Source organism: Armatimonadota bacterium, assembly GCA_016125185.1.
Classification (GTDB): Bacteria; Armatimonadota; Fimbriimonadia; order Fimbriimonadales; family Fimbriimonadaceae; genus Fimbriimonas.
This window is the reverse complement of record WGMG01000002.1, coordinates 362,705-388,532: the sequence shown is the minus strand read 5'-3', so window position 1 is coordinate 388,532 and position 25,828 is coordinate 362,705. Positions and strand designations below refer to the sequence as shown.

Genomic DNA, 25,828 nt, shown 5'->3' with positions numbered 1-25,828 from the left:
CGGAAACGGAATGATTTGGATTGCCCTCGGACTTCCCGTCCTCGGCGCTTTGCTGCAAACCTTTCTTGGCCCTGGCCTGCAAGGGACGGCGGGCGGTAAGCGGATTCTTGGAATCCTTGCCGTGGTGCCGATCGTTCTTTCGTTCCTGATTGGGGCGAAGATCGCGATGGGGATGGACCCCTCGGCGGCAACGGTCGTGGCCAGCGTTCCTTGGATCGACATCAAGGGACTAACGATTCCATTCGAGCTTCGTATCGACACGCTTTCGATGACGATGGTGCTGATCATTACGGGAATTGGATCGCTGATCCATCTGTATTCGACGGGCTACATGTCGGAAGAGAAGGATTACGGCCGATTTTTTGCCTATCTGAACCTCTTCATCGCCTCGATGCTGATGCTGGTGCTCGGCAACAACCTGCTCCTCCTGTTCGTCGGTTGGGAGGGTGTTGGCCTGTGTTCGTACCTGCTGATCGGCTTTTGGTACGAAGACTTGGCGAATTCGCGGGCGGCAAACAAGGCGTTTGTGGTTAACCGCATCGGTGACTGGGGCCTTACCCTTGGCCTGTTGCTGATCGTGGCGACAGTCGCGACCCACAGCGACCAACATCACCTGTCGGATACGCGGTACCTCAGCTACGACACGATTTTCCCGATTCTGCGCGACGCGCTGACACACAATGTGCCGCTGGCCACGACAATCGGCCTGTTGCTGTTCGTTGGAGCATGCGGAAAGTCGGCTCAGTTCCCGCTGTACCTTTGGTTGCCCGATGCGATGGCAGGTCCAACGCCGGTCTCGGCGCTGATCCACGCGGCCACGATGGTCACCTCGGGCGTGGTGCTCCTGAACCGGATGCACGTGGTTTATGAGATTTCGACCATCGCTTCGATGGTGGTGTGTTTGGTGGGCGCGTTCACAGCCATCTTCGCTGCGATCATCGCTTGCGGGCAAACCGACATCAAAAAAGTCTTGGCGTTCTCGACGGTGTCTCAGCTGGGTTACATGTTCATTGCCTGCGGTGTAGGCGCTTCGTGGGCGGGCATGTTCCACGTGACGACGCACGCGTTCTTCAAGGCGCTGTTGTTCCTTGGCGCCGGTGCGGTCATCCATGCGATGGCGCACGACCAGGACATGCGCAACTACGGCAACCTGAAGAAGTACCTGCCGTTCACCTTTGTGACAATGACGATCGCGTGGTTGGCGATTGCGGGTGTGCCGCTTCTGTCTGGGTCGTACTCGAAGGAGGAGATTTTGGGAGCCGCATTCGAAAATGCGGCAGCCACCCGCTACGGATTTAACGCCGGGCAATATGCGGGCTACATCGGATTGGCGGCAGCGTTGCTGACGGCCTTCTACATGACTCGGCTGATGATGCTGACATTCTTTGGGAAAGAACGATGGATGGCGACACCTGACGGGCACGAAGTTGCCGCCATCGAGGAAGGCGAGTCGCACGAAGAAATGCCGGTCGACGAAGGCCACGAGCACGAAGAAGGCGAGGAGCACCATCATGGCTTGACGCCGAGCCATCGCCCGCACGAAGTGCCGATCAGCATGTGGCTGCCGTTGGTGATTCTGGCTGTGTTGAGCGCAGGTGGCGGTTGGTACCTCAGCCAAGGCGAGCGATTCAAGAATTGGCTGGCGGCTCCGACGGCTTCGGCCCTGGATACTCACGAGGCGGCTAGCTACCTCCAGCAGATTGCGATTGGCGTGGCTATCGGCGGTATCGTTCTTGGCATCTTCCTCTACTTCCGTGGCCTCCCCAAGACCAAGGCCAAGGAATTCTTCTTGTTCAGAATGGTTCGTGGCTGGGTTGGTAGCCAGTTCGGCTATGACCAAGCGATGACCACGATGTCGGTCGAAGGCGGCTCCGAGATCGCGACCATGCTAGACGACGGCGTCGATGAGCGGCTGATCGGAGGATCGGGCGTTGGCATCGGCAGGCTGACCGAGTTCGTGGCTGGTGTGGTTCGAGTCTTCCAGACGGGCATCGTTCGTATGTACGCCCTGAGCATGTTGGTTGGGGTGGTCGGACTCGCATTGATTGTGATCTACTTCTTCAAGGGAGGGCACCCATGAACGGACTTCCTCTCCTCAATATCCTGATTTTCGTTCCGATCGTCGCGGGCATCGTTTTGGCGCTGGCCCCGCAGGCTTCCAAAGTGGCGCAGGTCATCGGAAGCATTGTTTCGATCGGAATGCTCGTTCTGTGCGGCGCACTGACGAAGACCTTCATCGGCGGCGGAGACGACTTCCAGTATCGAACCTATGCGAACTGGATTCCGACCATTGGGGCGAACTACTTTGTGGGAGTGGATAGCGTCGCCGTTTGGATGATGCTTCTGACTGCGTTTTTGACTTTGATCGCGGTGCTGATTTCCAAACCGGCCGAAAGATCGAACCAGTTCTTCGGGTTGTTGCTTTGTTTGGAAGGGACCCTTTTCGGAGTCTTTAGTAGCCTCGACCTGCTGCTGTTTTACACCTTCTTCGAGTTGAGCCTGATCCCGGTTGCGCTGATGATCCTCGGTTGGGGGTCGGGCCAAAAAGGGAAGTCGGCTCTGCGATACGTTGGTGTGCTCTTTGCCGGTTCGCTTCTGATGCTGGTGGGCATTACCGTCGTCGGCAACCAAGCCACCCATCATACGGGCCAACCGGACCTGAACTTGCTACACCTTCAGCAATTCGTGAAAGAAGGGCTCTGGGCAAATTCGTGGCCGCTCCAATCGCTCGCCTTTTGGGGCTTCATGATTGCCTTCTTGGTGAAATCTCCGGTGGTGCCCATGCACCGATGGCTGGCCGACACCTATGAAGATGCGCCGATCGGAGCGATTGTTGCTGGTGTGGTGCTGAAGGTCGGTACGTTCGGCATGTTCCGCTTTGTGCTTCCGCTCTTCCCGGATGCCTGCCGCGCCTATGCTCCGATCATCGTGGGCATCGGAGTCGTTGGCATCGTTTACGGTGGAATTCTAGCGGCGATCCAGAAGAATCCAGGACGCTTGATGGCCTTTTCGACCGTGAGCCACGTCGGCTACATCCTGATCGGATTGTTCTCCCTCAACCATTACGGCATGATGGGGGCGGCATTCCAGCAGGTGAACCATGGCATCGCGGCGGCGGCGGTTTTCGTCCTGCTCAGCTTCCTTTACGACCGAACATCGGTCCGCTCCCTGGACGGACTTGGCGGCCTCAAAAAGACGATGCCGATCTTTTCGACCCTCTTCCTGGTGGCGATGCTCACCAACTTGGGCCTGCCGTTCACGAGTGGTTTTGTTGGTGAGATCCTCGCCCTACTCGGTGCATTCACTGCGGGCCATGCAGGCGTGAACGGACTGACGCCGATTTTCGCCTACATCGCGACGGGCGGCGCCGTGTTGTCGGCCGGTTACTTGCTGTATATGTATCAGCGGATGTTCTACGGCAAGCGAGCCGAGGGGAGTGAACCTCTGCGCGACTTGAACCCGCGCGAAATGCTGATCGGGACTGTATTTGCCGTCATCATTCTGGTTCTTGGCATCCTGCCGATGACGATGCTACGCTCGCTTGAGCCACGCGTGCAGACGATCCAGGCCATGACCGAAGCGCAAAAGCCAGCCGAGATCATCGTGGCTAAGCCAACCAATCCTGACTTGATGGCATTAAAGAGCCAGACGGAGGAACCGCGATGAAGCCTCCTTTCAATCTTCCTGCTTTCGAATTCGCCCCCATGTTTCCGTACATCGCCCTGGCGGTGACGGGAATGCTCGGCCTGGTCCTGCACATGGTCAAGCCGAAAGGGACGTCGAATTCGCTGTTCGGCTGGACGCTGGCATGTGTATTCGTCGCCCTGCTCTCGCAGCTCGGGCTGATCGGCAACGAGTACATGGAGCTTGAGATGGTCTTCAAGGACAAGAGCGGAATCTTGGCCGAGACCCTCATTCTGCTGAGCACCTTCGTAGTGGTTCTCATTAGCAATCCATACTTCAAGCGAACTCGGATTCATTGTCCGGAGTTCTATCCGCTCATCTGCTGGGCTTCGCTGGGCGGCATGATCATGTGCACCTCCAGCAACCTGCTGGCGATCTTCGTTGGCTTGGAGTTGCTGTCGATATCGCTTTATGTTCTGGCCGGCATGAACAAGCGGTCGAAGTTTTCTCAAGAGGCGGCGCTGAAGTACTTCTTGCTGGGTGCCTTTGCCACCGGCTTCTTCCTGTACGGAATCGCGTTCCATTATGGGGCATCGGGCACGCTGAACCTGGATGGATTCTCGTTCTTCAAATCGCAGGCGAATGCTCCTTACCAGTCGCTCGATGTTTTTGGCTTCGTGCTGATCCTGGTTGGATTCAGCTTCAAGTGCGGTGTCGCTCCTTTCCACCAATGGATTCCGGACGTTTATTCCGGCGCTCCGACCAATATCGTGGCATTCATGGCGACGGGAGCAAAGGTTGGTCCCTTCATCGCGCTGTACCACTTGATCGCGCAGAGCGCGCCGCTGCAGCACGTTGCTTTTCCGGCCTGCGTCGCCCTGAGTGTTCTGTCGATGGTGGTGGGCAATGCGATGGCGTTTACGCAGTCCGAGACCAAGAAACTACTGGCGTATTCGTCGGTGGCCAATGCTGGCTACATCATGGCTTTTCTCGCGGCTCTTTCGGCCGCTCGTTCGGCGGCTAACTGGACTTTGCTGTACTTCCTGATCGGGTACGTCTTTGCGACGCTCGGCGTGTTCATCATCCTGGCCCTCGCCGAGGGTGATCAGGAGGGACCGCAAACGATCGACTCGCTTCGCGGACTCTCGAAGCGACATCCGATGCTGGCGGCTCTATTGGTTGTGTTTGTGCTTTCGCAGATCGGTATTGGGCCGGTGGCGGGCTTTGTTGGAAAGGTCTTGATCGTGTCGGACCTGGTGCGACTTGACCAGGCTTGGCTGGCCATCGTACTAGTGGCGAACTCTGCGTTCGGCGCGTTCTATTACTTCAAGCTGGTGCGATCTGCCTATTCGGAAGAAGGAGAAACCACGACCGGATACGAACTCTCGTCTGGAGCGATCTCGGCCCTGGCCATCTGCGCACTCGTCGTTGTCGGAAGTGTGATCTTCTACGCCCCCTTGGTTAGCCAACTTGGCCAGCGGTAACGTTTCGCTCGGCATTTCGTGGTACTCGGTGATCGCCGCGTGGCGTCGAGGCGAGATGTCGGCAGGGCGGTTCATCGACTTTGCGAAGGAGGTCGGAGCCGATGGCGTCGAGCTCTTGGACGCTTTCCTCTATGAGCCGGGTGAAGTGCGTGATCATCTACCGCACCAGGCCAAGGTCGACCACTTGCTGGAGGAGACGAAGGAGGCGCTGGCGAGAACCGGCCTTAAGATTCACAGTATTTCGGTGACCAACGACTTCAATCATGACGACACCGGTCGGCTGATTTTGGAGCGGGAAAAAATTCGCTTGGGTATCGACTTGGCGAAGGAAATCGGCGCGAGCGTTGTGAGGGTGTTCTCGGGCAATCCGACATCGACGGATAGCATCGATCTGGTTCGCTACCGCACCATCGATGCCCTTAAGGATCTCGACGATGCGTCCGTGACGTTGGCGCTAGAGAACCACGGTAATGTCTTCGCGACGCCTTCGCGGCTGATGTCCATTCTGGAGCCTCTGCAGGGACGAAACACGGGTCTATGCTTCGATGTTGGGAACTTCCTGCTGGCGAGCGTGGACGCAGTGGAGGCGGCGCGTGAGCTCCCAGCTCCGGCCCTGATCCACGTGAAGGACTTCCGTCCCGCGGAACCCGGCGTTTACCGTTCGAACAAGGGCGTTGGCTACGACGGATGTCGGCTCGGAGAGGGAGTAGTGCCAATCGAAGAGGCGCTGGCGGTACTGATCGAAAAGGTCGGCGAAAAGCCGATTTTCATCGACTTGGAAATGGAGTGCGGCGAAGACGGAGTTGAGGCCACGCGTGCCGGGATGGACTGGCTCCGTTCGAAGGTTGAAGCCCTTTAGATGAAGGGGTTTGGTGCCCAGGGAGGGACTCGAACCCTCACGGTATTGCTACCAAAGGATTTTAAGTCCTCTGCGTCTACCATTTCGCCACCCGGGCGGGCCCAAAAAGTATATCTGAATCCGACTCGTTTCGAACGAGGATTGAAAATTGATGTCCGCAGTCCTCACTCTAGAAAGTACGAATCGCGATCTGGTATAACTATTTCCTCGCGGGCTCATAGCTCAGTTGGTTAGAGCACACCCCTGATAAGGGTGAGGTCGGTGATTCGAGTTCACCTGGGCCCACCAATTTTCCGCGAATCTTCAGCTTACGGACGTGGAGTTCGCCCCTGTACCTCATTCAAGGCAGACTCCAAGTCTCTGCGATTCCTTCTGACGGCCACTTTTGTGGGCTTTTCAATTAACAATTTCTTGCGAAGGGCAAAACCGTGAATCCACAGAATTTTTCGTGCGTCTAAAGGGTAGACGCCTTGTAACCCTGGACAAAACGACCCTAGTAGAATTACAATGTCCAAGGACGGGTCGCGAGGCGACCTTGGAGACGCTGTACAAATATGGTTGGAGTTCGAAGTTTCGTCATTGCCTCCCTTGCGATGGTAAGCGGCATTGCGGCCGCACAATTCGACGGTCCCGCCCCTCTGGCGTGGAGGTGGCAACAAGGATCGCCGGTTTCGCCGAACGGGTCCCCGGTGGTTGATGGCAATACAATCTATTTCAACCTCGGTAACCGCGTTTACGCGATCGACCAGGCCACTGGCAACACCAAGTGGAAGTATCCGAACGGCGCTCCTTCGCCCGGCATTTTCCGACGCGCACCGATTCTCGTTAACGGCGTTCTCTGCTCCTACAACGACAAAAAAGAAATTTACGGCCTCGACCCGAATACTGGCGAACTGAAGTGGCTGTACCAGGCACCGTATGCGATCTCCGGTCAGATTGTGGCGGTCGGCAAGAATATCGCCTTTGCGATGGACGGCGGCAACCTGATGGGCGTCGATTCTGGCACGGGTAATGCGATCTACGACGCTCCTTATCGAATTCTCGACGGAATCCGCGGACCGATCTACTCCGACGGTCGAAGCGTCGTTTCCTTCTTTGATGGACGCAACAACCTTCAGGCAATCGACCTCGCATCGAAGAAGGTCGCGTGGCGACAGCCGTTCGGTGTCGCACCCCCTGATGGCTCGATGACGGTCTCCGAGGGTTACCTGTACGTTTACACTGGCACCTACATGGCTTGCCTAAACGCCTCGTCGGGGTCCCTTCGATGGCAGAAGCCGATGAGCGAGCGAATGATCTTCGCCCCGGCTGTCGGGAACGGCATGGTCTTGGCGATCAGCCAGCAGGGCAACGCCTACTTCTATGACGACGGCGGCAACATCATCACCCGCAAGCCGATCGAGTTGGGCTCCCAGCCAAGCGTCATGCCGACGTGCGTTGGCAAGAAATTCGTCGTTCCGACCATCAACGGTTCCGTTCAACTCGTCAGTTCGGCGGGAACGGTCGATTGGCAGTACTACGTTCGCCCGATGAACGATGCGGCGCGCAATGCGGGCTCCGACAGCGGCACGACTGGAAAAGGCGCTGGCCCCGGCGGTTTCGGTCAGGGCGGCCCCGGCGGATTTGGACAAGGAGGAAGCAAGGCTAGCTCCTCGACGAATAACGATCCGATCGTGGTTGAGCAGATCACGGCTCCGGTGGCTCTATGCGGGCACACGCTTTTGGTTCCGGCGGAAGATGCAAGCTTGCTGGCGTTCGATATGAACAGCGGCGTCGATCTGATTGGCCCGGAAGTGAAGCAGGTTTGGCCGAGCCAAGGCGAACTCGTTTCCGGTAAGTCTGGTCAGGAATTCATCTTCAAGATTGAGGACGAAGCGTCCGGCGTTAACATTTCCAGCGTAAAGATGGACATCGACGGAAAGGCCTACAACTTTGACTTCGGTCGAGACGGCTATCTGATCTGCCAGATTTCGCAGTTTAAGAAGAACCCGATGATCGCCAACGGACGACACGTGGTTCACATCACGGCTTCGGACTGGATGGGTAACCAAACGAACCTTTCGGTGACGATCCGGGTCGATAATGCGCTGGATCCGCTGAAGCGACCAGGCACAGAAGACAGCACGACTAACGGCGGACGACCGGGCGGCAAAGGCGGCAAGGGCGGCTTCGGCGGAGGCGGAACCGGCGCTGGAGCCGGCTAGTTTCCAGAACTGGAACGCGTTTCTGGCAACAGAAATGCCGATTCAGAAGGGTCGAGAGATTGCAGAGTCTCTCGACCCTCTTTCCAATTGGGGCCAAGCTCTTTTGGCGTCTTCTTTGTTGACCGAATCGGAGAAGCGACGTCTCAGCGCCGTTCTGGCCATCGACAGCTTCGCTGGTGACATTCGGGTCCTGGCTGAGGATGATTATCCGGACAGCCTCGCTTACGCTTCGGGAGTGCCGCCTGCACTCCTCTATTCTGGGAATCGTGAGGCGTTTGATCAGCCGATGGTGGCGATTGTCGGAACACGGAGCGCAACCTCTTATGGCCGCGTCTGCGCGCGCAAGTTCGCCGAGGAATTCGCCCGGCACGGGATTACCGTTGTCAGCGGCGGTGCCGTCGGCATCGATGCGGCCGCTCACGAAGGCACTTTGGCGGCGGGCGGCTCGACCATTGCAGTGCTGGCTTGCGGGGTGGACCATGTTTATCCGTCGGCGCATTCCGGCCTTTTTCAGCGGATGAAGGAGCGTGGTTTGCTCCTCAGCCAGTTTGCCGCGGGCACTAAGCCGGCAGACTACAAATTCATTTTGCGTAACCATCTGATCGCCTGCTTGAGTTCGGCGGTGGTGGTGATCGAGGCGCCGCTCAAGTCCGGGGCAATCCGAACTGCGGGCTTTGCCGCTGAGCAAGGTCGAGAGGTTTTTGTGGTTCCGGGTCCGATCGATCAATTCGGGTTCCAAGGTTCGCACTCGCTGATCCGCGATGGGGCGACTCTGCTCGATCACCCGATGCAGGTGATCGAATCGCTAGGCATCGAACCGCGCGCAGTTCAGCCGAAGGCGGCGGTTCAGGGTCCGGCCGCGAAAATTTTGAGCGTTCTTGACGCGAATTCGATGCCAGTTGAGAAGATTGTCGAGTTAACTGGAATGGAGATGAGCGAAGTGCTCGCGGAACTTACCATTCTGGAACTGGAAGGACGGGTGATCCGAGAACACGGAGGATTTGCGAAAGCGCTATGACGAAGAAATACGGAAGTCGCATTGTGGCCCTGACGCCCGGGGAGGATGGGCTCGACCTCATTCGGTTCGATACGGAGACGGGCGAGATGACGGACATCAAGAACGGCGAGCCGGAGGGCGTGCTGGTTCCTGGCTTTGTCGATATTCACTTTCATGGCGCTTACGGCATCGACTTTATGTCAGCAACGAAGGAGCAGATGAGTGTCCTTTGTAAGAAGCTCGCTGGCGACGGCTACGAAGGATTTCTGCCCACTACGGTTACGGCACCGGCATCTGATGTTAAGAAGGCGCTGGCGAACCTACCCGCTGACCCTATGGTCCTCGGCTTCCACTTGGAAGGACCTTTCATTTCGCCGAAGTATCCGGGCGCGCAACCCAAGGAATTCATTATCGATCCCCCTACGGGTTCGTCGGAGTGGGATGAGATTTTGGATGATCGTCGCTTGCGGGTGGTGACGCTGGCTCCCGAGCGCCCAGGGGCGCTCGACCTGATTCGTCGCCTGGCGAAACGCAAGGTGATTGCGAGCATGGGCCATACTGACGCGACCTATGAGGAAGCCGAGAAGGGTCATGAGGCGGGCTTGCGGCACAGCACGCACACCTTTAACGCCATGCGGGGCTTTCATCATCGGGAGGCGGGTGCGGCGGGAGCGGCGATGACCCTGACTCCCTTCTTTGCCGAACTGATCTATGACCGCATCCACGTAAGCCCGGAGGCGGCGATGGTGCTGATTCAAACACGCCTGGTCGATGGTCAAGTGATCGCCGTCAGCGATTCGACCATGGCCTCCGGCCTAGAGCCAGGGACGCAGCTGAAGATGTGGGGACTCGACTGCGTGGTGGGTGAGGGCGATGTTCGGCTGGCCGATGGCGGGAACCTGGCAGGTTCGGCGATCACGCTCCGAAAGGCTTTCGAGAATTTGACCGAAGACTTTGGCGTAGACGTGGCGGCAGATTTGTGCTGTTATGCACCGCGCGAGGCGTTGCGGATCAAGGGGCATCCGCGAAAGTGGAATTTGGTGGACGAAAACACGGGCGAGCTGTTGGCGTCGTTTGACGTCGGATAGTTAGGCCGTCGCGGTCGCTTTGATCAGACGATCCCATACGGCGGTCCAGCGGGCATCTTCAGGAGGCGCTTCGATGCCGAATTCAGACAGACCTAGGGAATCCAGTTCGGCCATCGACGCATACAGGAGTCGGGCATATTCCTTCGGGTCGGTCGGCATCTGAATCTGATTGGTACTCGCCTCCGAAAGCGTCAAGCCAGGTTGACCCAGCGCAAGTTTTGCGACGATCGAGCACCGAGTCTTTGGGGAGTAGTGACGGCGGTATTGGCCGGGGGAGCGCCGCCCGCTTTGGCTTGCGGACGAAGAAACCGGCTGATCGAGAACCGCTTCGATCTCCTGTCGCGAAATCGAACCTGGGCGAAGGATGCTCGGCTCACCGGTGATATCGACCACGGTCGATTCGATACCGAATGGGCACGGACCGCCGTCCACGACAGCGAAAACCTTCTCGGCGAGTTCGGCATCGACCATGTCAATCCGAGTCGGAGAGAGCCCCATGAACGGATTGGCGCTGGGCATGGCCAGCGCGATGTTGCCAAGCTCCATCACGGCCAAGCAGACCGGATGGTCCGGCATGCGGATGGCGATTGTGTCGAGCCCACCGGTCACAATGTCAGAAACCGTGGGCCTTTTGCGCACCACGAGAGTGAGCGGCCCTGGCATGAACGCTTCGGCTAACCGATTGCCAATCTCGGGGAACTCCAGCACGAAAGCGCTTGCTTGTTTGAGGGAGGATACGTGGACAATGAGCGGATTATCGGCTGGCCTACCCTTGAGGGCAAAGATATTGCGCACCGCATCTTCGTTGGTCGCGTCGGCGGCCAGACCGTAGACGGTTTCCGTCGGCAGGATCGCGTTTTGTCCGGCCAACAAGGCTGTGGCTACTGAAAGGAGGTTTTCGCGAGTGGGCGAGAGCAGGTTCATTGGAGGGCGGCGAGCATCTCCTTGCGGGGAGCGGTCTTGCCCCACCAAAACTCGAAGGCGGCGGCCCCCTGCTCCATTAGCATCTTTCGCCCGTCCAGCACAGGTAAGCCGTGCTCGGCGGCATCGGCCAGAAACGGCGTCAGTCCGTGCCCATAGGCGAGGTCGTAAGCCAGGGTTTCATGACTGGCTTCGGACCACTGTAAGGGCAAGCGATGCCCTCCGAGGCTTGCGGAGGTCGTGTTGACGACCAAGCTTTTCCCCGCCAAGGATGGGCGGTCAATCAGCGTTGCTTCGAAGCTGAAGCGCTGGATTAGCTCTTCCGCGCGGGACTGCGTCCGGTTCCACAAGAAGACTTCCCAGCCATCGGCCAGAAGGGAGTCGAGAATCGAACGGGCGCTCCCACCGGCCCCGAGGACCAAGGCTTGACGACTGCCAAAGTCGTGTCCATCGAGGCTTCGAATGAAGCCGATTCCGTCGGTGTTCGTTCCGTCCCTTTTTTGTAAATCGAGGGTATTGCAAACGTGCAGACGCTGGGCGACATCGCTTACGGTTTCGCACCAGCGAAAAGCGTCTTCCTTGTGGGGCACGGTTACATTGACGCCCCGATAACCGAGCGATGCAAGATGGTCAAGGGCCGAGTCAACTTCGCCAGGCTGAACCTCAATGGCGACATAAGAAGACGACAGACCAAGGGCGGCAAACGCCGCGGCGTGCATCTTGGGGGAAAGGCTATGCGAGATTGGGTGGCCGATGACGGCGAACTCGGCGGAGGGAGCATTTTTCCAGTCGAAGACTTCGTTCATTCGCTCTTGTGGACGCGGAACGCGAAGTATCGCTGGCCAACAAAGTTCCAGGCCGCAACTATGAAGGCGGCGCATACGGCGCTGACAACAAGACTGATCTTGCGGTGTCCCGGGATGATGTTGTAAAGGCCCGAGGAGATGAGGATGTTCAGAGCCATGCCGATGTAGCCGACGACGTAGACTCGGGCCAGTTGCCCGCCCTTGCCCTCATTGCCTTGCACCCGAAACGTGAACGAGCGGTTGAGGGCGAACGAGTTGAACATCGCGACCGAGGCGGCAATGAAAACGGCGATCGGGTAGAAGGCTTTGTCTGGACCCGACGCGAACTGGAAAATGGTTGGAAATCGGCTGGTGAGCGACCGACCGACCTCGTCGCTGAGGAGATCGCCATTCAGACGAATCACGTTCATCAGCAGGAATCGGATTCCCAAATCGATGACAAACGAAATGCCGCCAACGAAGCAGAATTTGAGGATCTGTTTGACAATGGTCCGCTCCAACAGTGGCACATTGGGATTGGTATCGATAGCGTCGGAAGGAGTCACCAAGGAACGATAAAGCAAACTCGTGACCAAAAGTTCCATCATTCGATTGAACTTGGTGCCGATGAACTCCGGTCCCTCCATCTTCTGGACCCAGATCGCGTCGATTCCGCTTCGGTTTGCGCCGAGGACGTCGGTCATGATTTGGTCGCCGATCATCACCGCGTTTTCCGGTTTCTCGCCGAAGTGCTCCAGCGCCATCTCGTACATGTGGGTGCTGGGCTTAAATCTCCCGCGGAATGTTTCGATACCGAGCTTCTCGGCGAGTCTTCCGAGGCGCTCCGGGTGGCGGGTATTGCTGAGGATGCAGAGGTGGAAGCCCATTTCTTTGGCTTTGGCCACCCAGGCCAAGACTTCGGGAGAGAATTCCTCTTGCTTCCACTTTACAAGTGTGTGGTCCACATCCAAAAGAATGAGCATTTTGCCTTCGGATCGAAGCTGGTCGAGGCTGATTTCGGGCAGGGACGCAACGGCGTGGGCCGGACAAAACGAGCGGAGCACGCCCGTCCGCGATCGATCGAATTGTCCTGGCCGAAATCCCATTACTGCGTCGCCTTCTTCTGCGCCTTCAGTTTGTCGCGCAGTTTTACGTTTACCAGATGCTCCTTGTAGGTCGCCGTGAATCGCGTCACTCCGTCGGGCATCGTGATGTAGTACACCATATTGTGCTTGATAGGATTCAGGGCTGCTTTGATGCTGTCCACCGTCGGTGAGCAGATCGGCCCGGGCGGAAGACCTTTGTAGAGATAGGTGTTATAGGGCGATTTGACCGAGGTGTAGTCTGCGTAGACCAGCGGCCGCCACAGTTGGAGGCCGTAGTTGACGGTGGCATCGATCTGGAGGCGCATGCCGTGCATCAGCCGGTTTTCGATGACGCCAGCGATCATCTGCTTCTCTTTATAGTCGCTCGCTTCGAGCTCCAGAAGGGAAGCAATGATCAACGTTCGCCGCACGTTTTCCTTGGTGAGGCCAAGCCCTTCGGTCTTCTTCTGGAAGTTCATGAGCTGGCGGCGGATGACCCATTCGGCACCAATACCGGGGGCGAAGTTGTACGTGTCGGGGTACAGAAAGCCTTCTAGAGACTCGTTAAAGAATGGGATGCCCATGTCCTCGAACTTGTCGGACCGATTCGAAAGGGCGATGTAGTCGGCCGCTTTGCACACATTCTTGTCTTCGAGCACTTTGGCGACCCGGGCAATCCACCGCTCTTCGGGGACTCGCACCATCTGCTTGATGGGCGACTTCAGGGCATCGAGAGCCTCCTCGGACGACATGCCGGTGCTCAGGCTGTAGGCACCGGGAGCGATTGTCCGTTTGACTCCTTTGACGACGGCAAGGACCTTGGTCGCAAACGCGTTCTTGATGTAGCCTGCCTGGGCAAACTCGTCGATGACGGAGGATAGTCTTCGTTGTTTGGTGAAGATGACGGTTTTAGCCGGGCCGTGCTCACTTCCACCCGTTACCATGCGGAACCAAGCATAAGGGGCGCCGACCAGCGAGGCGAGCAGGAGCAAGAGAATCCACTTGCATCCCAGCCGGCGCCTTCTAGCCACGGAAGTACCTCTCCAGGATTTGGCAGGCGGCTTCGCTATCGAGGTGCTTTCGGCGCGTGGCGGCAGTCCAATCCTGGTTCTTGAGGGCCGATTCAGCGGTGGCCGAGGTGAGGGATTCGTCGATGTAGACGACGGGCCAATCCAGCTTCTCGATCTCCGCGCCCAGCATTCGGCAAATCCTCGACATCTTTGTTTCTTCGCCGTTTACTAACGGTAAACCGATGATGACGGATTCGCACTCCTCTTTTTTCGCGATTTCGACGATATTCGCGGCATCGAGGCGCAAAGTTCCGGTGGCTTCGAGCGCGGGCCTAGGCGAGGCGACGGCGTGGTCGGTCTCTCCGGCGGCAACTCCGATTCGTTTGCCGCCGAAGTCGATGCCCAGCACCCTCACGAACGGTACACCCGGAGGATCTGATCGTGAACGTGGCCGTTGGACGAAATGGCCTCCAGGCCAAAGTCGCCTTTGGCGAACGGATCGCCTCCGTTGAAGTCGGTGAATTGCCCACCGGCTTCTTCGATGATGACGCGAATGGCGCTGAGGTCCCAACGGCTAACGACTGGGTCGATCATGGCGTCCACTCGGCCCGTCGCGACGAGACAGTGACCGTAGGCGTCGCTCCAGGTTCGGGTGGCGAGAGCTACCTTAGAAAGTTCTTCGAAGCCCTGCCATCGGCCGTATTTGACCATGCTGTTCGGCCCGCCACAGGCAAGAAAGCCGTCTTGCACGGTGGTGCGCGAAGTGACCCGTACTGGCTTGTCGTTCCAGAAGCATCCAAGACCACGCTCGGCGTAGACAATTTCGTCGAGAGCAGGGAAGTAGGCGACGCCGAGTTGGGGAACGCCGTCGACCTCGAAGCTGAGGAGGGTGGCGTAGAGCGGGACTCCGGCGACGAAGGACTTCGTGCCATCGATTGGGTCGATGATCCAGCGCGTGGTGCCGGTCCCGGTGAGGCCCTGTTCCTCGCCAAGGATCGCTTCTCCGGGGTACTCCCTTCCGATCTCGTCGCGCAGAATTTGCTCGGCGTTTTTGTCGGCGACGGTGACGGGAGAGTGATCCGCCTTCATCTCGACCACGACGCTGTTTTGAAAATGGTCGAGGGTCGATTGGCCGGCTTTGCGTACGGCCCCGAGGGCAAAGCGAAGGCGCGGACTCACCCCCCTAGTTTATTCGATTCGGGACTGCCGGTCGCTATGTAGGTGCAACGGCAATTGAGTGATTGAGATTTGTGGCTTGGCGCAAGAGGAAGATAACGACCTCTTGTGTGGCCAACTGCTCGAAGTACTTATCCGTCCTTGGGATACTGTCGAATTGCCAGATCGCGATGTCCAAAGCGGTTCTGCCGTGGCGATCGCGAAAGTCGATGCGTGCACCTACCGCCAACAAAAATGAGACGGCCGGTAAGTTGGAGTAGTTGGCGGCCGTCATGAGGGCCGAATCCCATTGCTTGTCGCGAGCGTCCAGTTGCGCGCCAGCATCGACCAGGAGCTTCATGACCGGAATCGAATCGTAAAAGTCGTGGCAAGCAAAGTGAAGCGGCGTCGATCGACTGCGCTCGGTTGCATTTGCGTTCGCACCAAAAGCCAGGAGTAACCTCACGACTTCAATCTGAGCGAAGACAGCGGCGCGGTGCAACGGAGTGGCACCGTAGTCATTTCGAGCGTGAACGAGTTCAGGATTTCGCTTCAACGCACGCCGAACCTTACCGATGTACCCATCTTCGACATCACGAATGAATTGGAGTGTCTCTTCGCTCACGATGTTCATTATAGAGTCGTGATTTGGGTATGCGAGACGGCGTCTTCACGATGCGCCAACGAACTGCTCGCCAAAGAATAAAAAGGGAGCCTTGCGGCTCCCTGGATTGGTTCTATAGGTTTGGTGAAGAGAGAACCAAACTAGCTCTGTCCGCCGCCGAAGCCGCCACCCTGCGGAGGAGGTCCTCCGGGGCCGCCCTGGCCACCAGGACCTCCTTGTCCGCCTCGCGGTCGCTCAAGCTTGAACGGCGCGCCGGTCATTTCCTTGAATTTGGACTTTTGAGTGTCGGTCAAGACGGCCGTGAGCTTCTTCATCAGTTCGTCGGCGAACTTGCCCGGGTCACCACCCTGCCCTGGCCCGCCCTGTCCGGGGCCACCTTGGCCAGGTCCGCCCTGACCGGGCCCACCTTGCGGTCGGTTGCTCTCCATGATCTGGTGCATCTGATCCTTCTGGTCGTCGGTGAGGTTGAGCGCCTCGGCGACTTCTGGTCGCAGGAAGGCTCGCGGGCCATCGACCTGAAGGTCGATCTGCTTGTATCGCTTGTACTGCGAGTCGTTGAGGATCTTCTTGATCGCGGCTTCCATCTTCTTGCCCTCTTCGGGGTTGAAGCGGCCTTGCCCGCCTTGCCCGGGGCCACCTTGGGGAGGAGGTCCGCCCTGGAAGCCTTCGCCACCCTGACCGGGACCACCTTCACCGCCTCCACCTTGTGGCGGAGGGCCGCCGGGGCCGCCTTGTCCGCGCTGATTCTTCATCAGGTCCTGAATCTGCTTAACCTGGTCGTCGGTCTCTTTCAATTCCTTGATGACCTGCGGATTGAGCAGAAGCATCGGACCGTGCGGAGGGCCCATGCGCATTCCGCCGCGTGGACCACCCTGAGGGCCACCTTGACCGGGTCCTCCTTGGCCGAAGCCGCCCTGGGGACCACCCTGAAAGCCGTCCTGCGGGGGGCCGTCTTGTGCGAAGATTGTTGCCGCTCCCGTAGCCATGGCTACGAGGGCGATCAGCGTCATTGGAAATCTGTTTCGTTTTGCCACTTGATACTCCTGATCGGTATTAACCGTTTACATTGGTTAATTTACGCGCGGCTTATTTGGATTTCATTTGGCTTCGGAAGTCGCCGAAATTTTTGGGAAAATGAGTTGAACGGCGGTGCCTTCACCGACCTTGCTTTGGATCACAAATCGCCCTTTATTGGCTTCGACGATAGACTTGACGATCGCCAAACCGAGGCCAGTGCCGCCCATCTTTCGGTTGCGTGCATCGTCCACGCGGTAAAACCGCTCGGTCAGGTGGGGAATATGTTCGGCGGCGATGCCGCTTCCATAGTCGCGAACCGTCAGGGCGACTTCGCTATCGGATATTTGGGTCGAAACGGAGATCTGCTTGTCGGGCGAGTAACGGCGGGCATTCTCAATAAGGTTGACCGCCGCACGGACGAGCCCATCGTGATCGCCTTGAATCGTGGCTTCGGGTGTGAGAGTGAGCGACACCGAGTTTGGCTGGTCGGCTGGGAACTTCGCCGCCGCCTCACGAGCGACTTCGGAAAGGCTTAAGGGATAGAGGCTTGGACTTCGTCCCGCGTCTAGGCGGGCGAGGGTGAGTAGTTGGTCGACCAAGCTGGACATGTGGACCGTCTCTTGGTCGGCGATCTCCAGCGCCTCACGCATCTCGGCGGGGCTGGACTCCTGCTCGAGGGCGCTGCTGGTGGTGATGCGAAGCCGCGCCAACGGCGTGCGGAGCTCGTGCGAGGCATCGCCTACGAACTGCTTCTGTTGCTCCAAGGCGGCTTTGAGTTCGTCGAAGAGTTTTTGTCGCTCTTCGAACGAAAGCTGAAGGCGATCGACCATCGAATTGAACGCCAGGCTGAGCCGTCCAATCTCATCTTGACCTTTCACGGTCAAACGGGTGGACATATCGCTTCCCGAAATCTTTTCGGAAGCCTGGGCGACTTCGTGGATCGGTTTGACCGCGGTTCCGGCTAGGAACCAGCCGACGCCAGCAGAAACCGCCAGCGCGAACGGCAGGAGGAGGAAGAGGGTTGCGAGTTGGGTTTCCTTGAGACGGTCAAAATCATGGAGATCATGGCCGTACTGGGCGAAGGCAAGAAGCTTGTCGCGGCCAATCAGAGGAACGGTGATGACTCGGGTCGGGATGCCCTCGACCGACGCGCTGGACAGCACCGGGCGGCGCATATTGAGGTTGTGCAGAGGTTCGGGATCCAGCGCCTGACGCTCTCGGCTATCGAATGGCGTTCCATCAAGGCGAAGTTGGATCGGCCGGGCGATATCGTCGTTTGGCGGACCAGCGAACTCTGGTCCCGGGAAAGGACCTCGCCGCTCTTGACCTCGCCCCAGTTGACCGTTCGGGCCGCGTAGTCCCGGTCGTACCTGGCCTTGCGGGCCGTTCGCTTGTGGATTCTGAGGATCGCCACCCATCGGGTTGCCGCCGTCGGGGTTAGCGCCGTTGGGATCGCTACCGTTGCCCTGCGGCGGGTTTGCCTCTTGCCCCGGGGGAGCCGGTTGAGCCATCAAGTTCATCTCGGCGGGAGTGGGGATGTGATCGAGGTTTCGGATTTGGGGATTGTTTTGAATCCGATTGGCCCTGTTCATCAGTTCGTGGTCGATCGAGTCGAGGAATACTCGACGAGTCTGGAGCACGAGAAAGGTGAATCCGAGCCCCAAGGTGAGGAGCACGAAGAAGGTGTTGAACAAGGTCAGCCGGAGCTTAAGCGACACTAAACGTCCTCCGCGATGCGGTATCCGAAGCCGTGTACGGTCTCGATCAGGCTCCGCTCCCGCCCTTCGTCGATCTTCTTGCGAAGCGAGGTGACGTGGAAGTTAACCGTGTTCGAGACGCTTTCGTCGTCGTTCCACACCTGCTCGATGATGAATTCTCGCGAGAGGATTCGGCGGCGATTGCGGGCGAGGGCTTCAAGGAGGGTGAATTCGCGCTTGGTCAGCTTGAGCGGTGTGCCGTTACGGGCAACCGTCTTGGCGTTGGCATCGATTTCAAGGTCGCCAAGATGGATTACCGACGATTTTTCGATCTTATTTCGGCGAGTGAGGGCGCGGATGCGGGCGAGAAATTCTTTCAGCGAGAAGGGTTTGACGAGATAGTCGTCGGCGCCGAGATCGAGCCCTTTGACGCGATCCTCGATGGCGTCTTTGGCCGTGAGCATAAGGATAGGGGTCGTATTTTTGGCGTCGCGGAGGGCTTGGCACACCGACCATCCGTCGCGCTTGGGCATCATGATGTCGAGGATGATGACGCTGTACTCGCCCATTTTGGCAAGTTCGAGGCCGGCTTGCCCGTCGTGGGCGAGGTCGGCGTTGTAGCCTTCCTTTTCCAGGGCTCGCTTCAGGCGTTCAGAGATCACTTCGTCGTCTTCGACCAACAGTACGCGCACGATACCGCCAGTATACGGCCCGATTATTTGAAAATTGTTTGAGGCCGGGCGGCATTTCGGGCTGATGAAGATTGGGTTGGTGGCCGAAGATTTCTGAGGTACAATTCTTGTTCCAACTTGGGGGCATAGCTCAGCTGGGAGAGCATCTGCTTTGCAAGCAGAGGGTCAGGGGTTCGAATCCCCTTGCCTCCACCAAGAAAATGAACAAGGGGCCACAGCGGAGCGTTTGTGGCCCCTTGTTCATTTTTCGATGTAGCAATGGGTGTGAGTCGCCCTCTCGGGTTCGTTCGCGAAGCGCCGCGCCAGTTAGGATTGAACCCTGCGGAGGTCCAAATGAAGCGGTATCCCCTTGCCTCCACCAAACTACAAGAGGATGGATGAGAACTCTTGTGGGGTTTAGAATCCGGAGCTTGCGACGTCCCGCCGAAGGGAAATGAGCGAAGCGAATCGAGACCCTTGCTTGCCCGCCGAAGCTTCTGCGGAGGTTGGCCCCCCAAGATTTATTGGCTTCAGGGCTTCAGCTTTCGGTCTTCAGTCTTATTTTAACTCGCCCTAGCGAAGCGAACCCTAGCCCTTTGCCCTGAGAATGGGTGCGTAGTCGACGTTCCCGCTTTTGTCCGATTCATGTTTGGCGATACAATCGGCTGTACAAGACGCACGGTGGTGCGATTTCAAAGTCAATTCGCTGCCTCGGGTTCCTGTGTAGCGTTGCAGATTGTCGGGTATGCAGGCTACACATGGAACGAAGGCTTGTCCCGACCAAGAAAGTTTGCGGCTGGGACCGTCTAGCTAACGAAGTCCGATCGTGGTAAATCTATCGCCATGCCTTTTCTTTACCTCGCGCTTTGTGCGGCTACCCAAGCTGGACATCGTCCCATCAAAATCGTCGGCAACAAACACGTATTAGCCCTTTTCGCCGATGGCGCCGTCTCGGCATGGGGAATGTACGGCCGAGGCGAAATTGGTCCTATCGAATTGGTGAAGAAGGGAAGCTTTCTCGCCGAAGCTCCAGTCGCGATTGGCCTGCCCAAGAAGGCGATCGACATTGCAGCGGCGGACGGAGCTTCGTTTGCCCTGCTGAGCGACGGAACGGTTGCCGCGTGGGGCACGAACATAAGCGGACTGCTGGGAACAAATGTCGCAAAGTCAGAAAGTCCGGTCGTCGTCCCGGAGCTTAACGGCATCGTGAAGATCGCGGCAGGCGGGATGACTGTCGCCGCGATTCGCAACGATGGAAAAGTCTTTGGATGGGGTCGGGGTCTCGACCGTACAAAGCCAGCCGAGATCGAGGGCTTGACTGGCATCAAGGAGCTCTCCATTGGCGATACCCACACCATGGCATTGGACAGCGCCGGGTCGGTCTGGACCTTCGGGGAAGCGATGTACGGTTCGTTGGGGCGCATGGAGCAACCCGACAAACCCGGCAAGGTCGCTTCGCTCTCGGGAGTGGTCAGTATAGCGGCCAGTGGCGGAGTCTCGACGGCTGTCAAGCGAGACGGCACCGTCTGGGTGTGGGGCTCAAACTTCCAGGGCCAATTCGGCAATGGCGATCGGTCACCCGCACCGGTCACCGGGGGCCTCAATAACAAGATTCAACTGGTTCCAGTGCAAGTGCCCGGAATCAAGAACGCCGTCGCGGTATCGTCCGGCATCGAAGGTCGCCACACCTTGGCTCTCATGAAAGACGGATCGCTACGAGGATGGGGAAACACCGACTGGGGGCAGCTCGGCGGAGGTGTCAGCGGCACGTTCCAGACCAATGTCATGACACCGAAGATCTCGGGTGTTCGGGCAATCTTCGCGGTGGGAAACCATTCGTATGCGATTAAGCAAGACGGCTCGCTTTGGGCCTGGGGCAAAGGCGACCGAGGATCGTTTCCGTTTTCCAAGGGAGTCAGCGTTCCGACGCCCCTCTCGCTGAAGTGAGTTTAAGCTTTGCTCCAGGCATAAAGTGCTAAGATTCCGGTTCGAAGCTCTGTCTGCCATTCACCTGGCGTCTCGCGGTTCCAGCTCAATACGGGCTGGTCGCCGACTCGAAGCTCGATGGGAGTCCCGTCGAGGTGGACGGAGTCACTTTTCCAATCCAAAGGCAACTCAAGGGACGAGAACACCTCTAGTATCTTGCGAACCTCTTCGTGGGTTCGATCCAATCGTTTCGACTCAAGCGTGACGACGTAGGGTCGGGGATGCCGAAGTCGCTCGATACCGTTGCGAAATGCCTCGTGGTCCTTTGTGGCATACCACGTGGTGAGGTAGGCGGACAGCACGCCGCCCATTTCGAGGAGATCGATGCACCACCAATCATCGAAGGAAGGCATGACCAGTAGTTGGAGCTTGGGCTGATGCTTCGGTTGCAGGACATGACCGCGCGACCGGAGGTGGTCGGTGGTCTCATCGCGCAGTTCGCACCACTCGTCGATGTGTTGACCTTCCATTGATTTCAGGATAGTCCATGATCCTGGTTCGGCTGGCCCCGGAGTAGGGAGGGGCATGCTTTTCTACACTTAGGAGGAGTTCACAAGACGAAGCAGAAAGTGAGTTGCTATCCGAACTGAGCCGCGAGTTTGGGATACCGATCGTAAACGTCGTCTTCGCTCCATTCCGACCCCGTGGGCTGATCGTCGGCAAAGCCCATGCTGTCGTCGCGAGGGTCGCCGATGCCTCGGGCCTCGAGGACATCGACCGCGACGTACTCAAGTAATTCGTTCTCAAAATCGTCGTTGGCAGAAGCGAATTTGCCTAGCTCATCGGGTGTGGAGAGCGCCGTTTCGAAAGCCTCTTTCCCTTTGCCAATGATCCACGAACGGAAGTAGTGGAAGCCGTCATCGCTCATGCCCCCAGCCATCACGTAGCCGGCGCCCCAAATCTCCCATCGATTGAGCTGGATAAGCTCGTGATAGAACGCTTTGCCGAAGGCGACAACTTCCTCATCGGACTGCGCCTCCAGCAAAACCTTCAATTTGTCAGGGTCGCCCGACGACTGCTGAATCGTGTTCCAAAAAGCGGTGGTCACATCGCAGATTATACGATCAACAGCAGTTTCGCTTCGCTCTCTTGCGTCTCACCAGCGGAGCGATGCCCAGCGTCAGCGCGACAAAGGATAGTGGTTCAGGTACAGGGCCAGCATGAACCGACGCCGTGCCGGAATAGGAGCCGGTAAAGTTCGATCCACCGCCGCCTCGCGCGCCGCCGATGACCGAACTTTTGAAAGATTCGGGAGTGCCCGCGTGGTCGGAGTTCATCCAGGGCGTCACGCTATTTGCGTCGACGGGTTTGACATCCAGTGAGCCCAAGTCCGTGCTGAAACTCGTATAGACGGCGGCGGCCCACTGCCACTGCAGGTCGACATCCGATTCCGATAAGAACTGTGCCGACCACGTCACAGGGTTCTGACCGCCGCTGATGCCGCCCGAAGGGACGACGTAGCCTGCACCGCTGAGGAACTTGTTGCCCGACAGGGGATTGGAAACGGTTTCGGTCCACTTATTTGCCCCGAAAGAAATAGTTCCGGTGGTACCGGTCGGCAGAAAAGTGATGTCGGCATCTGGGATGTCGACGGTCGTCGAGCCGAAGCTCACGCTTGCATTGCGCAGATAGACGGTCACCGGCGAAGAGTAGCTGCCCGACAGCTTTAGCACCGAGTTGAACCAAATAGTGTTGCCAGCCGCGATCGACGTGCCGTTAAAGTTTGAGATAATGGAGCTTGTTCCATTCTGACCAAATGCGACGCTCGTGGCCCCGCCGATCAAAATGCCAATTGCTATGTTTCGTCTTAGCATGGATTGACCTCTCGAAGGGATTTCCTTGCTGGCACTATATCAGGGATGCACTTTTAAGTCATCCTGGCAAAATTGCCGGTGCGGCTTTGCGCAGTACATCGGGAAACCGTAATTCCTTCACCTCACATGAATTCGTCGCCGGATATGCTGGCCGTGCCGGATCCAAAGGATTTGATGTCCGTTCCTCCTGCTAAATACGGCTTGACTCCATCGACATCCCTTTGAGCTATCATTAGGCACATGGTTCGGGGCAACAGGTGAAGAATGCTTTTGACTTCTCTGGGCGGAAAATCGGTAGATTCTGATACCTTCGAGGTCTTCTGCATGTCTAAGGTTGTGCCCTGGTATATCGTCTATTCACTAATCTATTCTTTTGGGATTGCTGGCATTGTTTGGATGAATAAGTCTAACGGATCCGTCGTAGCTGGTTTCATCTTTTTTGGCCTAACACATGTCGTGCTCTGGAGTTATTGGTATTCAAAGGGCATCCTAAAAGACGACTATATTGGCATAAACAATGGTTTAGTCTATGTGCGGCACTCGGGGCGCGCATACGTTCTTGAACAATCTGAAATTGCCGGAATCCGAGGATATATGCAGAATCCTTTTTCGTTCCAACTGGTTATGAACAACGACGTTCGCGTGATTCTCCCTCCTCAAACTGCAAAGTTTGAGCCTGCATTCAAATGGTTTTTGGAGAACATCCCTGAAGCCTCTCGGTATATGTAGAATGGCTAGCAACTAAGCAGGCCCCTTGATGTCCAACAAGATAGTCTCGCTCGCTCAAGTGGCTGGTTAGGAGCAAAGATTACGGGAAATTTCCGTAAGGATCTGGGTGAAAGCAGACGTATTTTTGCGGCCAAAATAGATCGACTTCCTGTGTCCGCTTCCAAAAGTAGAGAATACGGGTGGTGCGTTGATAGCGATACGTGACCACATCGAATCCCGTCCAACTGTGCACTTCAAAATGCATTTTCTCAAGGATTTCTTCGATCTTGGCTCTTTGTGCCTCCGAGATTTCGTAAGTGCCTTTCATTTCGGGAATAGGTTTGAGACGGATATGCGCATTGTTCAGCTCATCCCTAAAGGATGTGGGTTTGGCGTACCACGCGACGACACTCGCTGCGAAGGCAAACAGCAAGATGATTCGGTAAAGTCTCAGTTTGGCGTTTCCTGAGTGGAGCATCTTGTTTGGAGTTTCCCGGACACTCACTCTGGAATACGCCAAAAATGCTGGCGCTCTAGCCCTTAAACGGCTTGCCGTTGATCGTCATGCCTTCCTCGGTGTTTGTCATCGACTGAATCCACCACTTGCCCGCCTTCTTTACCATGATCTGATCGGCCTTGGACGTCGCTTTCATCGTGGCGGGTTTGGCTTTCGGGTCCATTTGGACAGTTCCCTCGAACACAATCGAGGTCTTGCAGAGGGCCTTGTCCTTGCCCATCATCTTCACGCTGTCGATATGGAAGACGACCTTGGTCACCTGGCCGGTCATCTTCATCTCATCGTGCGTCTGGTCGATCCACTGCTGGCGGTTCAGCGATTTGCCCGACTTGCCGGTGAACTTGAAATCCGAGGCAAAGTGATCGAGGATAAAGGCGTCTAGGCCCTTCACGTCCCGCGCAAGATTCAGCTTTACGTACTTGTCCAGCATCTTCTGCCAGTCGGACTTGAGGTCGGCGAAGGCCGAACTGCTGAAGAGGGCGAGGGCGCCTGAAAGAAGGATTGCAGAGGATTTCATGAATTGCTCCAGTCTAACATGCCGTGCCCAGCGATGGGCAACGGACTGGCGATCCGGTTAGAATAGGCCAATGAATAAAGTCGCCTGGTCCTCGTTGTTGGCCTTCGTCGCAACCGTCGCTTTTGCGAACGGCAAGCCCGGTCCGGTGCGAGTATTTATCCTGGCCGGACAGTCGAACATGGAGGGTCACGGCTTCGTGCCCGCCGACCCCAAGCGCAACGACGGCAAAGGTTCGCTGGAGTATCTGGCCAAGAATCCGGCCACGGCGAAGGAGTTTTCCGAGTTGGTCGATGGCAAAGGGAATTGGCGAAGTCGCGACGACGTCTTCATCACCGACCTGGACCGAAGTGGTCCGCTGACGGTTGGCTATGGCGCGCAAAAGGACATGATGGGACCGGAACTTGGCTTTGGACAGGTCATGGGCGACACGTTCAAAGAGCCGGTTTTGCTGATCAAGTGTGCTTGGGGCGGCAAAAGCTTGGCGGTCGACTTTCGTCCACCCAGCGCGGGCAAACTACCGTACTCACTGGGCGAAAAAGGCGATGCGGCGCTCGCCGAGAACCCAGATATGCTGGGCAAGTACTACCGAGACACGGTGGATTTGGTAAAGAACGCGCTGGCCCACGTGAAGGACTTGGTGCCGGGGAGCGATGGGCGCTATGTGCTGTCCGGATTCGAGTGGCATCAGGGCTGGAACGACCGCATCAACGAAAAATTCAATGCCGAGTACGGGAGCAATATGGCCTGCTTCATCCGCGATATTCGCAAGGACCTCGGCGCGCCGAAGTTGCCGTTCGTCATTGCTGAAACGGGCATGACGGGGCCGGAAGAAAAGAACCCGCGCGCCCTCGCCTTGATGAAGGCTCAGGCCGACGTAGCCGACCTGCCCGAGTTCAAAGGGAACGTGGCCTTTGTGCCGACGAAGGCCTTTTGGAGGCCGGTCGAGGAGTCGCCGACCTCGCAGGGCTACCACTGGAATACCAATGCGGAAACCTACTTCCTGATCGGCAAGGCGATGGGACAGGCGACCAAGAAATTGCTGGGAATTCGGTAGTAGCGGGAAG

25 protein-coding genes and 3 tRNA genes are annotated in these 25,828 nt (G+C 57.4%); 12 read left to right on the top strand and 16 right to left on the bottom strand.

The annotated features are described in order from the left end of the window. The first annotated feature begins 10 nt into the window (after nt 1-10). From nuoL to GC165_04935, 4 genes are read left to right on the top strand one after another with little or no spacing between them, the layout of a single operon-like run. Nucleotides 11-2,080 (top strand): NADH-quinone oxidoreductase subunit L, encoded by a 2,070-nt coding sequence (gene nuoL / locus GC165_04950; protein MBI1332209.1) that lies wholly within the window; start codon nt 11-13, stop codon nt 2,078-2,080. Continuing rightward, the gene (locus GC165_04945; GenBank protein ID MBI1332208.1) at nt 2,077-3,666 is read left to right on the top strand and encodes an NADH-quinone oxidoreductase subunit M; all 1,590 of its coding nucleotides are present in this window, start codon (nt 2,077-2,079) and stop codon (nt 3,664-3,666) included. The genes nuoL and GC165_04945 overlap by 4 nt, the downstream gene beginning before the upstream one ends. Next, a complete protein-coding gene (gene nuoN / locus GC165_04940; GenBank protein MBI1332207.1) occupies nt 3,663-5,108 on the top strand; it encodes an NADH-quinone oxidoreductase subunit NuoN in 1,446 nt (481 codons plus the stop codon). The genes GC165_04945 and nuoN overlap by 4 nt, the downstream gene beginning before the upstream one ends. After that, nucleotides 5,095-5,967, top strand: coding sequence for a TIM barrel protein (locus tag GC165_04935; GenBank protein MBI1332206.1), 873 nt, complete (start codon nt 5,095-5,097; stop codon nt 5,965-5,967). Before nuoN ends, GC165_04935 begins: the two co-directional genes overlap by 14 nt. An 11-nt stretch (nt 5,968-5,978) precedes the next feature. Here GC165_04935 and GC165_04930 read toward each other — a convergent pair. Then, a tRNA-Leu gene (locus GC165_04930) sits at nt 5,979-6,064 on the bottom strand. A 114-nt stretch (nt 6,065-6,178) separates the two neighbouring features. Here GC165_04930 and GC165_04925 point away from each other — a divergent pair. The 4 genes from GC165_04925 (at nt 6,179) to GC165_04910 (ending at nt 10,256) form a co-directional block, all read left to right on the top strand. Beyond that, a tRNA-Ile gene (locus tag GC165_04925) sits at nt 6,179-6,255 on the top strand. A gap of 266 nt (nt 6,256-6,521) precedes the next feature. Beyond that, on the top strand, nt 6,522-8,171 hold the full coding sequence (locus tag GC165_04920) for a PQQ-binding-like beta-propeller repeat protein (GenBank protein ID MBI1332205.1): 1,650 nt from the start codon (nt 6,522-6,524) through the stop codon (nt 8,169-8,171). A gap of 34 nt (nt 8,172-8,205) precedes the next feature. Beyond that, nucleotides 8,206-9,189: a DNA-protecting protein DprA gene (gene dprA / locus GC165_04915; GenBank protein ID MBI1332204.1), complete on the top strand. Its 984-nt coding sequence runs from the start codon at nt 8,206-8,208 to the stop codon at nt 9,187-9,189. Then, nucleotides 9,186-10,256 carry an amidohydrolase family protein gene (locus tag GC165_04910; protein MBI1332203.1) on the top strand — a complete coding sequence of 357 codons (1,071 nt, stop codon included), beginning with the start codon at nt 9,186-9,188 and terminating at the stop codon, nt 10,254-10,256. The genes dprA and GC165_04910 overlap by 4 nt, the downstream gene beginning before the upstream one ends. Here the strand turns inward: GC165_04910 and GC165_04905 are convergent, their stop codons facing one another. The 10 genes from GC165_04905 to GC165_04860 form a co-directional block, all read right to left on the bottom strand. Beyond that, nucleotides 10,257-11,180 (bottom strand): threonylcarbamoyl-AMP synthase, encoded by a 924-nt coding sequence (locus tag GC165_04905; protein ID MBI1332202.1) that lies wholly within the window; start codon nt 11,178-11,180, stop codon nt 10,257-10,259. Further along, entirely contained in the window at nt 11,177-12,058 is an 882-nt protein-coding gene (aroE, locus tag GC165_04900; protein MBI1332201.1) for a shikimate dehydrogenase, read from the bottom strand. Before aroE ends, GC165_04905 begins: the two co-directional genes overlap by 4 nt. Continuing rightward, nucleotides 11,980-13,068 carry a YqeG family HAD IIIA-type phosphatase gene (locus GC165_04895; GenBank protein ID MBI1332200.1) on the bottom strand — a complete coding sequence of 363 codons (1,089 nt, stop codon included), beginning with the start codon at nt 13,066-13,068 and terminating at the stop codon, nt 11,980-11,982. The genes aroE and GC165_04895 overlap by 79 nt, the downstream gene beginning before the upstream one ends. Continuing rightward, a complete protein-coding gene (gene mltG / locus GC165_04890) occupies nt 13,068-14,174 on the bottom strand; it encodes an endolytic transglycosylase MltG (protein ID MBI1332199.1) in 1,107 nt (368 codons plus the stop codon). Before mltG ends, GC165_04895 begins: the two co-directional genes overlap by 1 nt. Further along, complete coding sequence (gene ruvX / locus GC165_04885) at nt 14,071-14,628, bottom strand: Holliday junction resolvase RuvX (protein MBI1332198.1); 558 nt, start codon at nt 14,626-14,628, stop codon at nt 14,071-14,073. Before ruvX ends, mltG begins: the two co-directional genes overlap by 104 nt. Continuing rightward, on the bottom strand, nt 14,469-15,236 hold the full coding sequence (locus GC165_04880) for a hypothetical protein (GenBank protein ID MBI1332197.1): 768 nt from the start codon (nt 15,234-15,236) through the stop codon (nt 14,469-14,471). Before GC165_04880 ends, ruvX begins: the two co-directional genes overlap by 160 nt. Before the next feature lie 34 nt (nt 15,237-15,270). Continuing rightward, nucleotides 15,271-15,846: a hypothetical protein gene (locus GC165_04875; GenBank protein ID MBI1332196.1), complete on the bottom strand. Its 576-nt coding sequence runs from the start codon at nt 15,844-15,846 to the stop codon at nt 15,271-15,273. A gap of 131 nt (nt 15,847-15,977) precedes the next feature. Then, the gene (locus GC165_04870; GenBank protein MBI1332195.1) at nt 15,978-16,847 is read right to left on the bottom strand and encodes a hypothetical protein; all 870 of its coding nucleotides are present in this window, start codon (nt 16,845-16,847) and stop codon (nt 15,978-15,980) included. Between the two features lie 87 nt (nt 16,848-16,934). Next, on the bottom strand, nt 16,935-18,572 hold the full coding sequence (locus tag GC165_04865; GenBank protein ID MBI1332194.1) for a HAMP domain-containing protein: 1,638 nt from the start codon (nt 18,570-18,572) through the stop codon (nt 16,935-16,937). Further along, nucleotides 18,572-19,243, bottom strand: coding sequence for a response regulator (locus GC165_04860; protein MBI1332193.1), 672 nt, complete (start codon nt 19,241-19,243; stop codon nt 18,572-18,574). The genes GC165_04865 and GC165_04860 overlap by 1 nt, the downstream gene beginning before the upstream one ends. Before the next feature lie 119 nt (nt 19,244-19,362). Here GC165_04860 and GC165_04855 point away from each other — a divergent pair. Both GC165_04855 and GC165_04850 read left to right on the top strand, forming a co-directional pair. After that, nucleotides 19,363-19,438 (top strand) — tRNA-Ala (locus GC165_04855). 627 nt (nt 19,439-20,065) lie between these two features. After that, complete coding sequence (locus GC165_04850) at nt 20,066-21,169, top strand: hypothetical protein (protein ID MBI1332192.1); 1,104 nt, start codon at nt 20,066-20,068, stop codon at nt 21,167-21,169. Between the two features lie 2 nt (nt 21,170-21,171). Here GC165_04850 and GC165_04845 read toward each other — a convergent pair whose 3' ends face one another. The 3 genes from GC165_04845 to GC165_04835 all read right to left on the bottom strand — a co-directional run bounded on the left by GC165_04845 (nt 21,172) and on the right by GC165_04835 (nt 23,022). Continuing rightward, nucleotides 21,172-21,678, bottom strand: a complete 507-nt coding sequence (locus GC165_04845; protein ID MBI1332191.1) for a hypothetical protein — start codon at nt 21,676-21,678, stop codon at nt 21,172-21,174. Nucleotides 21,679-21,785: 107 nt separating this feature from the next. Beyond that, the gene (locus GC165_04840) at nt 21,786-22,268 is read right to left on the bottom strand and encodes a DUF4240 domain-containing protein (GenBank protein MBI1332190.1); all 483 of its coding nucleotides are present in this window, start codon (nt 22,266-22,268) and stop codon (nt 21,786-21,788) included. A gap of 4 nt (nt 22,269-22,272) precedes the next feature. Further along, complete coding sequence (locus tag GC165_04835; protein MBI1332189.1) at nt 22,273-23,022, bottom strand: hypothetical protein; 750 nt, start codon at nt 23,020-23,022, stop codon at nt 22,273-22,275. Nucleotides 23,023-23,346: 324 nt separating this feature from the next. Here GC165_04835 and GC165_04830 point away from each other — a divergent pair, with 324 nt between their 5' ends. Then, on the top strand, nt 23,347-23,751 hold the full coding sequence (locus tag GC165_04830; GenBank protein MBI1332188.1) for a hypothetical protein: 405 nt from the start codon (nt 23,347-23,349) through the stop codon (nt 23,749-23,751). Nucleotides 23,752-23,830: 79 nt separating this feature from the next. On the opposite strand, the gene GC165_04825 is transcribed toward GC165_04830, so the two are convergent. Beyond that, entirely contained in the window at nt 23,831-24,163 is a 333-nt protein-coding gene (locus tag GC165_04825) for a hypothetical protein (GenBank protein MBI1332187.1), read from the bottom strand. Between the two features lie 100 nt (nt 24,164-24,263). Next, on the bottom strand, nt 24,264-24,764 hold the full coding sequence (locus GC165_04820) for a hypothetical protein (protein MBI1332186.1): 501 nt from the start codon (nt 24,762-24,764) through the stop codon (nt 24,264-24,266). Nucleotides 24,765-24,834: 70 nt separating this feature from the next. Here GC165_04820 and GC165_04815 point away from each other — a divergent pair, with 70 nt between their 5' ends. Further along, nucleotides 24,835-25,818 carry a sialate O-acetylesterase gene (locus GC165_04815; GenBank protein MBI1332185.1) on the top strand — a complete coding sequence of 328 codons (984 nt, stop codon included), beginning with the start codon at nt 24,835-24,837 and terminating at the stop codon, nt 25,816-25,818. Nucleotides 25,819-25,828 lie beyond the last annotated feature (10 nt).

Excerpts from the sequence above, each read along its gene's own strand:
- nuoL (MBI1332209.1), top strand. The coding sequence starts at position 11 with ATGATTTGGATTGCCCTCGGACTTCCCGTCCTCGGCGCTTTGCTGCAA.
- GC165_04945 (MBI1332208.1), top strand. The coding sequence starts at position 2,077 with ATGAACGGACTTCCTCTCCTCAATATCCTGATTTTCGTTCCGATCGTC.
- nuoN (MBI1332207.1), top strand. The coding sequence starts at position 3,663 with ATGAAGCCTCCTTTCAATCTTCCTGCTTTCGAATTCGCCCCCATGTTT.
- GC165_04920 (MBI1332205.1), top strand. The coding sequence starts at position 6,522 with ATGGTTGGAGTTCGAAGTTTCGTCATTGCCTCCCTTGCGATGGTAAGC.
- dprA (MBI1332204.1), top strand. The coding sequence starts at position 8,206 with ATGCCGATTCAGAAGGGTCGAGAGATTGCAGAGTCTCTCGACCCTCTT.
- GC165_04910 (MBI1332203.1), top strand. The coding sequence starts at position 9,186 with ATGACGAAGAAATACGGAAGTCGCATTGTGGCCCTGACGCCCGGGGAG.
- GC165_04905 (MBI1332202.1), bottom strand. The coding sequence starts at position 11,180 with ATGAACCTGCTCTCGCCCACTCGCGAAAACCTCCTTTCAGTAGCCACA.
- aroE (MBI1332201.1), bottom strand. The coding sequence starts at position 12,058 with ATGCGCCGCCTTCATAGTTGCGGCCTGGAACTTTGTTGGCCAGCGATA.
- GC165_04895 (MBI1332200.1), bottom strand. The coding sequence starts at position 13,068 with ATGGGATTTCGGCCAGGACAATTCGATCGATCGCGGACGGGCGTGCTC.
- GC165_04875 (MBI1332196.1), bottom strand. The coding sequence starts at position 15,846 with ATGAACATCGTGAGCGAAGAGACACTCCAATTCATTCGTGATGTCGAA.
- GC165_04870 (MBI1332195.1), bottom strand. The coding sequence starts at position 16,847 with ATGACGCTGATCGCCCTCGTAGCCATGGCTACGGGAGCGGCAACAATC.
- GC165_04850 (MBI1332192.1), top strand. The coding sequence starts at position 20,066 with ATGCCTTTTCTTTACCTCGCGCTTTGTGCGGCTACCCAAGCTGGACAT.
- GC165_04845 (MBI1332191.1), bottom strand. The coding sequence starts at position 21,678 with ATGGAAGGTCAACACATCGACGAGTGGTGCGAACTGCGCGATGAGACC.
- GC165_04835 (MBI1332189.1), bottom strand. The coding sequence starts at position 23,022 with ATGCTAAGACGAAACATAGCAATTGGCATTTTGATCGGCGGGGCCACG.
- GC165_04830 (MBI1332188.1), top strand. The coding sequence starts at position 23,347 with ATGTCTAAGGTTGTGCCCTGGTATATCGTCTATTCACTAATCTATTCT.
- GC165_04820 (MBI1332186.1), bottom strand. The coding sequence starts at position 24,764 with ATGAAATCCTCTGCAATCCTTCTTTCAGGCGCCCTCGCCCTCTTCAGC.
- GC165_04815 (MBI1332185.1), top strand. The coding sequence starts at position 24,835 with ATGAATAAAGTCGCCTGGTCCTCGTTGTTGGCCTTCGTCGCAACCGTC.